The sequence below is a fragment of the Mongoliimonas terrestris genome (assembly GCF_001927285.1).
Taxonomy (GTDB): Bacteria; Pseudomonadota; Alphaproteobacteria; order Rhizobiales; family Pleomorphomonadaceae; genus Chthonobacter; species Chthonobacter terrestris.
On the sequence record NZ_MSIG01000002.1, the window covers coordinates 239,088 to 251,670 of the forward strand.

At 69.4% G+C, this 12,583-nt stretch carries 11 protein-coding genes; 3 read left to right on the forward strand and 8 right to left on the reverse strand.

Translation table 11 applies throughout. The annotated features are described in order from the left end of the window. Positions 1–5: 5 nt before the first annotated feature. Both ndk and BUQ68_RS03525 read right to left on the reverse strand, forming a co-directional pair. Complete coding sequence (gene ndk, locus BUQ68_RS03520) at positions 6–428, reverse strand: nucleoside-diphosphate kinase (RefSeq protein ID WP_075214552.1); 423 nt, start codon at positions 426–428, stop codon at positions 6–8. A gap of 288 nt (positions 429–716) precedes the next feature. Continuing rightward, on the reverse strand, positions 717–1,625 hold the full coding sequence (locus tag BUQ68_RS03525; protein ID WP_075214553.1) for a hydrogen peroxide-inducible genes activator: 909 nt from the start codon (positions 1,623–1,625) through the stop codon (positions 717–719). A gap of 142 nt (positions 1,626–1,767) precedes the next feature. Between BUQ68_RS03525 and BUQ68_RS03530 the strand changes: the two genes are divergently transcribed. Further along, positions 1,768–3,237: a catalase gene (locus BUQ68_RS03530; protein ID WP_075214554.1), complete on the forward strand. Its 1,470-nt coding sequence runs from the start codon at positions 1,768–1,770 to the stop codon at positions 3,235–3,237. A 167-nt stretch (positions 3,238–3,404) separates the two neighbouring features. On the opposite strand, the gene BUQ68_RS03535 is transcribed toward BUQ68_RS03530, so the two are convergent. Both BUQ68_RS03535 and pbpC read right to left on the reverse strand, forming a co-directional pair. Further along, complete coding sequence (locus tag BUQ68_RS03535; RefSeq protein WP_075214555.1) at positions 3,405–4,073, reverse strand: glutathione S-transferase N-terminal domain-containing protein; 669 nt, start codon at positions 4,071–4,073, stop codon at positions 3,405–3,407. 75 nt (positions 4,074–4,148) lie between these two features. Then, positions 4,149–6,230: a penicillin-binding protein 1C gene (gene pbpC / locus BUQ68_RS03540; RefSeq protein ID WP_075214556.1), complete on the reverse strand. Its 2,082-nt coding sequence runs from the start codon at positions 6,228–6,230 to the stop codon at positions 4,149–4,151. 201 nt (positions 6,231–6,431) lie between these two features. Between pbpC and BUQ68_RS03545 the strand changes: the two genes are divergently transcribed. Continuing rightward, complete coding sequence (locus tag BUQ68_RS03545) at positions 6,432–7,184, forward strand: alpha/beta fold hydrolase (protein ID WP_075214557.1); 753 nt, start codon at positions 6,432–6,434, stop codon at positions 7,182–7,184. 111 nt (positions 7,185–7,295) lie between these two features. Here the strand turns inward: BUQ68_RS03545 and BUQ68_RS03550 are convergent, their stop codons facing one another. The 4 genes from BUQ68_RS03550 to BUQ68_RS03565 form a co-directional block, all read right to left on the reverse strand. Next, entirely contained in the window at positions 7,296–8,054 is a 759-nt protein-coding gene (locus tag BUQ68_RS03550; RefSeq protein WP_075214771.1) for a metallophosphoesterase family protein, read from the reverse strand. A gap of 220 nt (positions 8,055–8,274) precedes the next feature. Next, entirely contained in the window at positions 8,275–9,582 is a 1,308-nt protein-coding gene (gene glyA / locus BUQ68_RS03555; RefSeq protein WP_075214558.1) for a serine hydroxymethyltransferase, read from the reverse strand. A 147-nt stretch (positions 9,583–9,729) separates the two neighbouring features. After that, positions 9,730–9,987, reverse strand: a complete 258-nt coding sequence (locus BUQ68_RS24515; RefSeq protein ID WP_075214559.1) for a DUF6898 family protein — start codon at positions 9,985–9,987, stop codon at positions 9,730–9,732. A 156-nt stretch (positions 9,988–10,143) separates the two neighbouring features. Next, on the reverse strand, positions 10,144–11,373 hold the full coding sequence (locus BUQ68_RS03565) for a L,D-transpeptidase family protein (RefSeq protein WP_075214560.1): 1,230 nt from the start codon (positions 11,371–11,373) through the stop codon (positions 10,144–10,146). Positions 11,374–11,630: 257 nt separating this feature from the next. On the opposite strand from BUQ68_RS03565, the gene BUQ68_RS03570 reads away from it, so the two are divergent. Continuing rightward, a complete protein-coding gene (locus tag BUQ68_RS03570; RefSeq protein WP_210215580.1) occupies positions 11,631–12,476 on the forward strand; it encodes a DUF1295 domain-containing protein in 846 nt (281 codons plus the stop codon). Positions 12,477–12,583 lie beyond the last annotated feature (107 nt).

Consider the following 12,583-nt stretch of genomic DNA (forward strand, 5'->3'; position numbering starts at 1 on the left):
TCGGATCAGCCGACGATCTCGGTCTCGGAGAACCAGTAGCGGATCTCTTCGGCGGCGGTCTCCGGGGCGTCGGAGCCGTGCACCGAGTTCTCGCCGATGGAGAGCGCGAATTCCTTGCGGATGGTGCCCTCGGCCGCGTTGGCCGGGTTGGTGGCGCCCATCACTTCGCGGTTCTTGGCGATGGCGTTCTCGCCTTCCAGCACCTGCACGATGGTCGGCGCGGAGGACATGAACTCGCAGAGCTCGTCGAAGAAGGGGCGGCCCTTGTGGACCGCGTAGAAGCCTTCCGCCTGCCGGCGCGACATCCACACCCGCTTGGACGCGATCACCCGAAGGCCCGCCTCCTCCAGCTTCGCCGTGATGGCGCCGGTCAGGTTGCGACGGGTCGCGTCAGGCTTGATCATCGAGAAGGTGCGTTCGATCGCCATGGGAACTCCTGGAGGGTCGGGCGCGGCCCCATCGGAGCGGCGCCGCATAAAACGGGTCGGCCGAGGGCTCGGCGTCGCGCGGCTTATAGCTTTCGGGCGAAAGGCCGGCAAGGGCGGGATCGGCGGACCCGACGCGCCGACCGCCCTTTGCCGCAATCGTCATGGTCTGCTTCAGGCAGACCATCCACGCATTCCCCCACTCGCCAATGCGTGGATGGTCCGCCGGCGCGGACCATGACGGGGTTGGCGTATGAGGGCCATCAACCGTGCCATCCGCACCTTCCCCGCCTAATCCCCCTCCACACCCGGGGCGCAGGCGCGGACGAGGTCGCCGAAGCGACGGAATTCCTCGGCGAGGGGGTTGGTGCGGCGCCAGGCGAGGCCGACGGTGCGGCGGGGTTCCTGGTCGCCGAAACGGGTCAGGCGGATGTTGTCGGCGTCGAACGGGACGGTGGCGAGGAAGAGGTCGGGCAGCAGCGTCAGCCCCTGCCCCGCCGCCACCAGTTGCAGGATGGTGGTCAGGCTGGTGACGCCGCTCGACCGCAGCCGGCGGGCGTCGATGGCGCCGCAGACCGCGAGGGTCTGGTCGCGCAGGCAATGGCCGTCCTCCAGGAGGAGCAGCGCGTCAGCGGGAATGTCCGCCGCGCTGGCGATCCCGGCGAGCGCGAACGGCCCGCGGCGCGGCGCGGCCAGCACGAAGGCGTCGTCGAACAGCGCCAGCTCCGTCAGCGCCGGATGGCCGAGCGGCACGCTTGCCACGACCAGATCCAGGTCCCCGGCCGCCAGCTCCTCCACAAGGGTCGCGGTGACGGTCTCGCGGATCTCCAGTTGCAGGTCGGGAAAGCGGGCCGCGGCCCGCGGCAGCAGCGTCGGCAGCAGGAAGGGCGCGATCGACGGAATGACGCCGAGCCGCAGCGGCCCGGCGAGCGCGGCGCCGCGGGCGCGGGCGAAGGCCTCCAGGTCGCCGACCTCGGTCAGGATGCTTCGCGCGCGGGCGACGATCTCCTCGCCGACGCGCGTCAGCCGCGCGCCGGAACTGGTCCGCTCCACCAGGGTGACGGTCAGGGCGGCTTCAAGGTCGCGGATCTGCGCGGACAGGGCCGGCTGGCTGACCGCGCATCGTTCGGCGGCGCGCCCGAAATGCCGTTCCGTTGCAAGCGCTTCCAGATACCGCAGTTGGCGGAGGGTGATCTTCATAGGAAAAGGTTATCACGGTCAGCTGAACTTGCAATTGGACCTTATCGCCCAACGGACCCACAGTGCCGCCACAGCCGACGAGTCGATCCCGTCGGCAGCGGACATGTTCCAGCCGATCTGGACCTGAGGGGAGCCAAGAACCATGACCGACAGCCCGATCATGACGACGACGGCCGGCGCGCCGATCGCCGACAACCAGAATTCCTGGAGCGCCGGCCCGCGCGGCCCGCTTCTGTTGCAGGACTGGCAGCTGATCGAGAAGCTCGCCCATCAGAACCGCGAGCGCATTCCGGAGCGCGTTGTCCACGCCAAGGGCTGGGGCGCGTTCGGCACCTTCACGGTGACCAACGACATCTCCAAGTACACCCGCGCCAAGATCTTCGCCGAGGTCGGCAAGCAGACCGATCTGGTGGTCCGCTTCTCCACGGTCGCCGGCGAGCAGGGCGCGGCGGATGCCGAGCGCGACGTGCGCGGCTTCTCGGTGAAGTTCTACACCGAGGAAGGCAACTGGGACGTGGTCGGCAACAACACGCCGGTCTTCTTCATCCGCGACCCGCTGAAGTTCCCCGACTTCATCCACACGCAGAAGCGTCACCCGCGCACCAACCTGCGCTCGCCGACCGCCATGTGGGACTTCTGGTCGCTCTCCCCGGAGAGCCTGCACCAGGTCACCATCCTGTTCTCCGACCGCGGCCTGCCGGTCGGCGTGCGGCACGTGAACGGCTACGGCTCGCACACCTTCGCGTTCATCAACGACGCCGGTGAACGCTTCTGGTTCAAGATCCACTTCAAGACCAAGCAGGGCCACAAGCACTGGACCAACGCGGAGGCCGCCGAGGTGGTGGGCCGCACCCGCGAGTCCACCCAGGAGGACCTGTTCTACGCGATCGAGAACGGCGACTTCCCCAAGTGGGACGTGTTCGTGCAGATCATGCCGGAACTCGACGCCGAGAAGACCTCCTACAACCCGTTCGACCTCACCAAGGTGTGGCCGCACGCCGAGTATCCGCTGATCCCGGTCGGCGTGATGGAGCTGAACCGCAACCCGGACAACTATTTCGCCGAGATCGAGCAGGCCGCCTTCTCGCCCTCGAACATCGTCCCGGGCATCGGCTTCTCGCCGGACAAGATGCTGCAGGCGCGCATCTTCTCCTACGCGGACGCCCACCGCTATCGGATCGGCACCCACTACGAGGCGTTGCCGGTGAACCAGCCCAAGGTCCCCGTCCATCACTACCACAAGGACGGGTCCATGCGCTTCTTCCCGAACAACCCGAACCCGAACGCCTACTACGAGCCGAACAGCTTCTCCGGCCCGCGCCAGGCGCCCGAGTATCGCGAGCCGCCGCTGAAGATCTCCGGCGACGCGGACCGCTACGACCACCGTGCCGGCAACGACGACTACAGCCAGCCGGGCGCCCTCTTCCGCCTGATGACGGACGAGCAGCGCGAGCGCCTGATGGACAACATCGCCGCCGCCATGCAGGGCGTGCCGGTGGAGATCATCGAGCGGCAGGTGGTCCACTTCGCCAAGTGCGACCCGCGCTACGGCGAGGGCGTGGCCCAGCGCATGGGCGTGACCGTGCCGGCGATGCCGGTCGCGGCCGAGTGAACCAAGGCGCGTGACAAGACCGTCCCGAACCGGCCTCGGCCGGTCGGGGCGAGCCCTTTCCAGATACGCCGCCCGGGCTTTCCTGGCTGACACCTCCGGGCGTTCGTAAGCCGCCGTCGGGCTCCCTCGCCCGGCGGCGGTGCTGTTTCTGGACCCCTGCTCCGGGCTCAGCCGGCGGGCGTCGCGATCGCGCCGGCGCGGCCGTACCAGTCGGCGATCAGCGGCTCGCCGTCCAGCCAGTCCGCGTCGCTCACCGTGTGCAGCCAGTAGAGCGAGCCATAGACGATCGCGTCCACGAAGAGCGGCGCGTCGCCGCCGAACCAGGGCGCATGGCCGAGGGTGTGGCGGAGCGGCGCCAGGAGCTTGCGGAAGGCCGCAAGGTCGGCCTCGTGGCCGGCATAGGCCTCCTCCAGCGTGCGGCCGAGCCGGGCCTCCCGGCTGGTGCGGAAATAGGTCTGGTCGACCGGCAGCAGGCGGTCGTGGATCGGTTTGGCGACGAGCCGCATGGCGCCGGCGTGGAGGCTGGCGAACAGCGATCCCTCCACGAACCGGGCGGCCGCGATGCCGGCCGGGCCCGGCGCGAACAGCGGCCGGTCCGGATAGGTCTCGTCCAGGTACTGGGCGATGGCGAAGCTGTCGACCACCCGCCGATCGCCGTCCTCCAGCACCGGAACCGTCTTGTAGGACCCGTCCGCGATGGCGGAGATCGACGTGAAGGGCACCGGGACGGTCTCGTAGGCGAGGCCCTTGAGGGCGAGCGCCATCTTCGCGCGGGTGCAGTACGGGCTGAAGCGCAGGTCGTCGGCGCCGCAGAGGTCGTAGAGACGGAGGGGCATGGGCAGTCATCCAAGGCTGAGGGATGCCAGACGATAGCCCGGCTTCCGTTCCGTTGTACAGGAATGCCGAACCACCTATTCCACGAACACCGTGATCCGGTCCGCCCGCCCGTCCGCGTCCACCACCGAGACGGTGAGATAGCCCTTGCCGGCCGGCGTCAGCGTGAAATCGCGGCCGTAGGGTTCGCGGCCCACCGGTTTCCCATCGGCGAACCAGGTGAAGGGCGCGCGGCCGTTGCGGACCTGGACGGTGAGCGGCGCCGGCTGGCCGGCCGCAAAGCCGAGATCCACCCGCGCGCCGTTCGGCGGGAAGGCGATCGCCGGGGCGGCCGTGCGGGCCGATACCTCCGCGCGCGGCGAGCGCAGGCGGCGGAGCGGCGGCGGCAGGCTGGCGCCGGTGGCGGCGAGCAGGCCCGGCGGGGGCGGCGGCAGGGCCGTGACGCCGCCGGCCCGCACGAACACGTCGCCGAGGATGGGCACCGCCACATCGGCCCCCATCAGGCCCGGCATGGGCGCCCCGTCCGGCCGTCCGACCCAGACCCCCACCACGATCCGTCCGTCGTAGCCCATGGCCCAGGCGTCCCTGTAGCCGTAGCTGGTGCCGGTCTTCAGCGCGACGCGCGCGTCGCCCCGCGCGGCGCCCGGCGTGCCGGCCAGGATGTCGGTCACATAGGCGGCCGCGCGCGGGTCGAGCACGGGCTTGGCCGGTGCCGGATCGCCGGGATCGTCCCAGCGCTCCACCAGCCGCACCGGCCGACCACCGTTCGCGAGCGCCGCGTAGAGCGCCGTCAGGTCGCGCAGCGTGAGGCCGACGCCGCCGAGGCCCACCGCAAGGCCGGCCGGCGTCATGTCCGGCAGCCGCGCCGTCACGCCGGCCCGCCTGAAGCGGGCGACGAGCCGGGCCGGCCCCACCGCCTCCAGGGTCTGCACGGCCGGGACGTTGAGGGAGAGTTCCAGCGCCCGGCGGACGGTGACGGTGCCGTGGAAGGTCTTGTCGAAATTCTTCGGGTCGTAGCTGCCGAAGGCGGTCGGCCGGTCCTCCACCAGCGTCTCCGGGTGGGCCATGCCGCTCTCGAAGGCGAGCCCGTAGATGAAGGGCTTCAGCGTGCTGCCGGGCGAACGGACCGCCCGCGTCATGTCGACGAACCCGTCGCGCCGGCGGTCGAAGAGGTCCGCGGTGCCGACGTCGGCGAGGATCTCGCCGGTGGCGATGTCGGCCACCAGGACGGCCACCGACACCCGCTCGCCGATGGCCTCGGCCCGCTCGGCGGCGAGCCGCTCCAGCTTCTCCTGCAGGGTGCCGTCGAGCGTGAGGCGCACCACGTGGGCGTCGGGCGTCTCCCGCAGCACGCGGGCGGCGGTCTGCGGCGCCAGCAGCGGAAAGTCGCGCCGGACGGAAGGCACCGGCTCGGCCCGGGCCGCGGCCGCATTCGCCGCCGAGATCAGCCCTGCGGCCTCCGCCTTGTCGAGCACCCGGTTGCGGGCCGCGCGCGCCGCGTCTGGAAAGCGATCCGGCCGGCGGGCTTCCGGCGCCTGCGGCAGGGCGACGAGGAGCGCCGCCTTGGCGGCCCCGAGCCGGCGCGGCTCATGGCCGAACCAGGCGAGCGAGGCGGCGCGCACGCCCTCCAGATTGCCGCCGAAGGGCGCGAGCGTCAGGTAGGCATCGAGGATAGCGTCCTTGCCGGCCACGCGCTCCAGCGCCAGCGCGCCGACGATCTGGCCGACCTTGCCCGGCACCGTGCGCGTGTGCCGCCGCTCCGCCAGCCGCACCACCTGCATGGTGAGCGTGGAGCCGCCGGAGACGATCCGGCCGGACGTAAGGAGCTGCCATCCCGCACGCAAGAGCGCCAGTCCGTCGACGCCCCGATGGGTGTCGAAGCGGTTGTCCTCGGCGACACGCAGCATGGCGAGGTAGAGGGGATCCACGTCGCCGCGGGTGACGGGCAGGCGCCAGAGGCCGTTCTCCACCACGAAGGGGCGGAGCAGCCGGCCGGTGCGATCCTCCACCAGCCGCGCGGTCGGCAGGGCGAGATCCGCCGGCCGGGCAGCCTCGACCTTGAGGCGCACGGCGATGGGCGCCGCGGTCGCCACAAGGCCGACGGCGACCGCGAGCGCGACCAGGAAACGGAACCGGCGGACCAGCGCCACGGACGTCATGCTCCCCCCAAGAGACTGGCCATTCTAGATCGCTTCGTCCTCAGGCGAAATCACCACGGCCGCGCGAGACGACCCCACGGGCCGTGTTGCGGCTCGCGCGGGTCGGCCGACAATGTCGATCCGGCAAGACGGGTTTTCACATGCGGGCTGACGCCGTATGGTCGCGCCCATCGAGGACAAGGCGCCCGCCTGGAGACGTTCATGCCGCACTTCTTTTCCGACGGCCACGAGCTCGTCTATCAGGACGAGGGCTCCGGGGATCCCATCCTCCTCGTCCACGGCTTTGCCTCCAACCGCACGATCAACTGGGTCTATCCAGGGTGGGTGGAGACGCTGGTAAAGGCCGGTCGGCGGGTCATCATCTTCGACAACCGCGGCCACGGGGAAAGCGCCAAGTTCTACGATCCGGAGGAGTATCGCCTGACCTCCATGGCGGAGGACGCGCGGGCGCTGCTCGATCATCTGTCGATCGAGCGGGCCGACGTGATGGGCTATTCCATGGGTGCGCGCATCGCCGCCGTGCTCACCATCCGCCATCCGGATCGGGTGCGGTCCCTGGTGCTCGGCGGTGTCGGGCAGAATCTGATGACCGGCGGCGGCTCGCCGGAGGTGATCGCCTCCGCCCTTGAGGCCCAGACCCTTGCGGAGGTCTCCGACCCGAACGGCCGGGCGTTCCGCCAGTTCGCCGAACAGACCAAGAGCGACCGCAAGGCCCTCGCCGCCTGCATGCGCGGCTTCCGGCAGGCCGTCTCGGAGGAGGAACTCGGCCGCATCCTGCAGCCGGTTCTGATCGCCGTCGGCACGCGCGACAAGATCGCCGCCGGGGCGCACGACCTCGCCAAGCTCATCCCGAACGCCACCGTGGTGGACATTCCCAACCGGGACCACATGGTCGCCGTCGGCGACCTGGTGTTCAAGAAGGCCGTGGTGGACTTCCTCGCCAAGCGGACCTGACGACCGTCCTTAGACCATTTCCGTGTTTCTTGGAAACACGGAAATGGTCTAACGTCTTGATTTCCCGCATTTCCGGACGGCGAACCGGCTTCCACTTCGCCTGGAAACGCTCTAGTCGCCCGAGAGAAGGCGGATCCACAGGCGGTCCGGCAGCCTGGCCGCCTGGATCTTGCCGATGGTGAGGTCGACGTCGTAGGCGACCCGCCGCCAGGTGAGATCCTCCGCGCGAGTGTCCCACAGACCCCAGCAAGCCCTGTTGTCCCCGTCGCGCGGCTGGCCGACCGCACCGATGACCGCGTGGTAGCGCCGGATCGCCGAGAGGGCCACCGGCCGGTTCGGCTCCGGCCGGAACCCGACCATGCGCGCCGCAACCGGCGCCGTGGGCCCGACCAGCGTGTGAAACAGCACCGGTACGTGGGTGTGGCCGGTGAACACCAGCCGGGCGTCCGTCGCCGCCAGGCTGTCCGCCGCGTCGGCGGCGTCGAGCACGTAGGGCCAGGTCTCGGGCGCGTGGGCGCTCGCGTGCACGAACAGGGTCTCGCCCTCCCGGTGGCCGAGCGGCAGGTCGGCGAGGAAGGTCTTCTCCGCCGGTCCGAGCCGGGCGGCGGTCCAGTCCATGGCGCGCGCCGCGTTCTCCGACATGCCGTGCCAGCCGGCATCCACCGCGTGGTCGTGGTTGCCGCGGATCACGACGGCGCCGCGCTCCGCCAATCCGGCGAGGATGTCCACCGCCGCCACCGGATCGGGGCCATAGCCGACGATGTCGCCCAGGCACACGATCCGATCCACGCCCTCCGCCTCGATGTCGTCGAGCACAGCGTCGAGCGCCTCCCGATTGGCATGGATGTCGGTGATCAACGCAATGCGCACCGTCTGACCTCGGCTGCCGAAGTGCATATGATCTTCTTTATGGGGAGGTTGGCCCCTCGCGGAAAGACAGACCAACTGCGCAGGTCAGGCGCGTCCACGCCGACCGCATCCGCGTGTCCCCGTCCCCCACGCTCCCTGCCCCGAATCGCAACAGGCGCCGCTCCGGGAGCGACGCCTGCTCTTGTCTTGCCGACGTCCCGCCGATCGGCGGGGTTCAGGCTCAGCCGTAGATCGGGAAGCGGTCGGTCAGGGCGCGAACCTGCGCCTTGACTTCGGCCTCCACGGCGCCGTTGCCCTCTTCGCCGTTCGCCTTCAGGCCATCCAGGATGGCGAGGATCATCGAACCGACTTCCTGGAACTCGGCGATGCCGAAGCCGCGCGAGGTGGCGGCCGGGGTGCCGAGGCGGATGCCGGAGGTGATGGTCGGCTTCTCCGGGTCGAACGGCACGCCGTTCTTGTTGCAGGTGATGTCGGCCCGGCCGAGCGCCGCCTCCACCGCCTTGCCGGTCAGGCCCTTGGGGCGCAGATCGACGAGCATCAGGTGGTTGTCGGTGCCGCCGGAGACGATGTCCACACCGCCGCGACGAAGCGTTTCGGCAAGAGCTCGGGCGTTCTCCACCACGTTCTTGATGTAGAGCTTGAACTCCGGCTTCAGCGCCTCGCCGAAGGCCACGGCCTTGCCGGCGATCACGTGCATGAGCGGACCGCCCTGCAGGCCGGGGAAGACGGCCGAGTTGATCTTCTTGGCGATGTCTTCCTCGTTGGTCACGACGAGGCCACCGCGCGGGCCGCGGAGGGTCTTGTGGGTGGTGGACGTCGCCACGTGGGCGTGCGGGAACGGCGACGGGTGATGGCCCGCGGCGACGAGGCCGGCGAAGTGGGCCATGTCGACCATCAGGTAGGCGCCGACTTCATCGGCGATGGCGCGGAACTCGGCAAAGTCCCAGACGCGGCTGTAGGCCGAGCCGCCGGCGATGATGATCTTCGGCTTGTGCTCGTGGGCGAGCGCACGGACCTGCTCCATGTCGATCCGGTGGTCCTGCGGGCGCACGCCGTAGGCGACCGCGTGGAACCACTTGCCGGAGAGGTTCGGCTTGGCGCCGTGGGTCAGATGGCCGCCGGAGGCGAGATCGAGACCGAGGATGGTGTCGCCCGGCTTGATGAGGGCGAGGAAGACCGCCTGGTTGGCCTGGCTGCCGGAATTCGGCTGCACGTTGGCGAACTTGCAGTCGAACAGCTTGCAGGCGCGCTCGATGGCGAGGTTCTCGGCGATGTCCACGAACTGGCAGCCGCCGTAGTAGCGCTTGCCCGGATAACCCTCGGCGTACTTGTTGGTCAGCACCGAGCCCTGCGCCTCGAGCACCGCGCGCGACACGATGTTCTCAGAAGCAATCAGTTCGATCTCGTGCTGCTGGCGACCAAGCTCCTTGGACACCGAGGCGAAGATCTCCGGATCGCTGTCGGCAAGCGAACGGGAGAAGAAGCCGGAGGTGAAGCTCGTCGGATCAGCGTTGGTCGTGCTCGACATTTCTTGTTTCCGTTCGTCAGGGGGCCCGGCCGGCTGCGCCTATCGTTCTTCTTCTCGGCGCGCAGCAACACTGGATGGTCTTGCTCGATATCACGCCGGCCACAGACGCCACAACAAGGGAGGCGACGCACCGGACGGCGCAAAACGTCACGCCAGACGACTACCACCCCCTCCGGACGGTGTCGTTTCAGGTTTTCTTGGCGCGCCTGAAGGGCTTCTTTCCCCCCCTTCGAGGCGGGCGTTCAGCTTGCGGAGCGCCAGCTGCCGCAGATCGTGCTGCGCCGCTGTCGCCGGCCCCACCACCGACACCTCGAGCCCCGTCGCCTCGTCGATGGCCGATACCTTCGCGTAGGCTCCCTGCTGTGTGATCTCGAACAGAACGCGCCGCGGCGGAGACTGGGACATCAAGAGCTCCAGAGGGGGGCGGGAAGGACCGGCGATGCGCCTTGATCATGAGGCCAGAACCGCCCGTCCGCCAAGGGGCCGCCGGTCCGGCGCACGAAAAAGCCCGCCGCGGCAGCTGCCGGGCGGGCTCACTCGACCATCAGCAGGCAACCGGCCTTACTGGAAGGCGACGTTCAGGCCGTCGCGCTGGTAGATGTCGTCGCGGAACTGGACGATGCCGTCCGAGTTCGCCCAGGCCGTCACGTACTGGAAGTAGAGCGGCACCGGGTCGGTGACCGGGGCGTCGATGCGCTCGCCGGAGGTCATCGCCTGGGCGATGCGGTCCTGCGGCCACTCCGGCGTGTTCTTCAGGATCCAGTAGACGTACTCGCGCACGTTCTGGACGCGCACGCAGCCCGACGAATGGAAGCGGGCGTTCTCGCCGAAGAGGCCCTTCGACGGGGTGTCGTGCATGTAGACGCCTTCCGGCGACGGGAACTCGATCTTCACCGAGCCCATGGAGTTCAGATCGCCCGGATCCTGGCGGAACAGGTAGTCGGCCGCCTCTTCGGAGTTCCAGTTGATCGTCCGCCAGTCGAGCGGGTTGCCGCGCTGGTCATAGATGCGGATCTTCTGCCGGTCGAGATAGCCGGAGTCCGTCTGCATCTTGGGGATCAGGTCCTTGATGATGATGCTGCGCGGCACCGTCCAGAACGGATTGAACTTGATCAGGTTGATCTTGGAATTGAGGAGCGGCGTCTGGCGGTCGATCTTGCCCACCACCGCCTGATGGCGGGAGTGCACGATGTCCGCTTCCACCGCCTCGATCTCCGCGCCCGGGATGTTGACCATCACGTAGCGGTCGCCGAGAAAGCCCGACATGGAGCGCACGCGGACGAGGTTGGTCTCCAGCTGGCGGAGCCGATAGTCCACCGGGGTGTTCAGCTGTTTCAGCGTGGCGTTGGCGACGACGCCGTCGGACAGGAGCCCGTGGCGGAGCTGAAAGCGCCGCACGGCGCCGTCCACGAAGCTGTCGAACGAATCCGACATGCCGCCCACGTCCATCAGGTCGCCGCTGATGGCGAGCCGCTGACGAAGCGCCCCGACCGCCGGGCTGCGCACGCCGATCTTCAGCACCTGGCCTTCAGGCACCAGGCCCCAGCCGCCCTGGGCGGCGATGTCCATGTAGCGCACGAGCGCCTGCTCGGTGTAGAGCGCCGTCTCGGCCGACAAGGTCGGCCGCGCGGAATGCACTTGCGCCTGCGACGGCGCCGAGGCGTCGAAGCCCTCGGTCCACTCGAGTTGGCTCGCCAGGATCGGCGTCATCGCCTGCGCCTGTGCCGCCACGGCGCCGAGGGAAACGCCGGCGAAAACGCCCGCCTTCAACACCTCGCGCCGGCTCGCCATCGCCGGCTTGTCTGATCCGCCCTGGGCCCGACCACGTACTGTCACTGTCAAGGTGCTCCCGCGATACCCGCCCCTCCGATGGCCCGGACAGTCCGGGTCCGCGGGCGGACGGTCTGACGATGTTCCGGCTCGGCCGGCCTACCCCATGAGGGCGTTTGCGACGCTCGGCGATCCCTCCGCAAGGGACGCGCGCCGTAACGGGTGAGACGGTCTCGCCGTAGCCGGTGTCCCATTCTGGTGGCGAAGTGGACACGAAAATGGCTAACGAAATGATACCGTTCACCGGTCTCGGCTGGCATCAGGGCGCTGTCCTCACGACGACGTTCCTGGCGGTGATCACACTCTTTTCCTTGGTATGGGCACTTCATGTCAAAAAAAGGGACGCCGGCATCGTCGACTTCTTCTGGGGCGTCGGCTTCGCCCTGATCGCCTGGCTGACGATCGCGCTCCGCGGCGAGGCCTCGGTCGCCGGCCTGGTGCTCGCCGGCCTCGTCACGCTCTGGGCCGCGCGCCTGACCGCCCACATGATCTGGCGCCACCGTCACATGACCGGCGAGGACGCGCGCTACGCCGCCATGCGGGCGAACGGCGGCCCGGACTGGTGGTGGCGGTCGCTCTTCACCCTCTTCTGGCTCCAGGCGTCGATCCAGTGGGTGCTGGCCGCGCCCGTCCACGCCGGTCTCCTCGGCGACGCCGTCGCCATCAATCTGCCGCTGATCACCCTCGGCGTCGGGCTGTTCGCTGCCGGCTTCCTGATCGAGGCGGTGGCGGATCGCCAGCTCTGGCTCTTCAAGGCGAACCCTGCGAACCGCGGACGGCTGATGACCGAGGGGCTGTTCCGCTGGTCGCGGCACCCGAACTACTTCGGCGAGACCGTGCTCTGGTGGGGCCTCGGCCTCGTCGCCGTCGCGGCGTCCGGTGCCTGGTGGGCGTTGATCGGCCCGGGCCTCATCACCATCCTGCTTCTGAAGGTGTCCGGCGTCAGCCTTCTCGACGCGCATCTGGCGGCGACCAAGCCCGGCTATGCCGAGTGGGCCGCCCGCACGCCGGCCTTCGTGCCCCGTTGGCCGGGTCGGCGGCAGATGGAGATGGGCAAGGTCTGATCGGGCCGTTCGCCGCCCATCGACGCGCCACGAGGACGACGCGCCACAACGACCGAAGGGCGGCGCGGGTCGCCCCGCCGCTCCGCCCCTTTGGGTCATCCTGTCCG

Bases quoted from the DNA above. Each gene is read 5' to 3' on its own strand.
- ndk (WP_075214552.1), bottom strand. From the start codon at position 428: ATGGCGATCGAACGCACCTTCTCGATGATCAAGCCTGACGCGACCCGT.
- BUQ68_RS03525 (WP_075214553.1), bottom strand. From the start codon at position 1,625: ATGAAGATCACCCTCCGCCAACTGCGGTATCTGGAAGCGCTTGCAACG.
- BUQ68_RS03530 (WP_075214554.1), top strand. From the start codon at position 1,768: ATGACCGACAGCCCGATCATGACGACGACGGCCGGCGCGCCGATCGCC.
- BUQ68_RS03535 (WP_075214555.1), bottom strand. From the start codon at position 4,073: ATGCCCCTCCGTCTCTACGACCTCTGCGGCGCCGACGACCTGCGCTTC.
- pbpC (WP_075214556.1), bottom strand. From the start codon at position 6,230: ATGACGTCCGTGGCGCTGGTCCGCCGGTTCCGTTTCCTGGTCGCGCTC.
- BUQ68_RS03545 (WP_075214557.1), top strand. From the start codon at position 6,432: ATGCCGCACTTCTTTTCCGACGGCCACGAGCTCGTCTATCAGGACGAG.
- glyA (WP_075214558.1), bottom strand. From the start codon at position 9,582: ATGTCGAGCACGACCAACGCTGATCCGACGAGCTTCACCTCCGGCTTC.
- BUQ68_RS24515 (WP_075214559.1), bottom strand. From the start codon at position 9,987: ATGTCCCAGTCTCCGCCGCGGCGCGTTCTGTTCGAGATCACACAGCAG.
- BUQ68_RS03565 (WP_075214560.1), bottom strand. From the start codon at position 11,373: ATGGCGAGCCGGCGCGAGGTGTTGAAGGCGGGCGTTTTCGCCGGCGTT.
- BUQ68_RS03570 (WP_210215580.1), top strand. From the start codon at position 11,631: ATGGCTAACGAAATGATACCGTTCACCGGTCTCGGCTGGCATCAGGGC.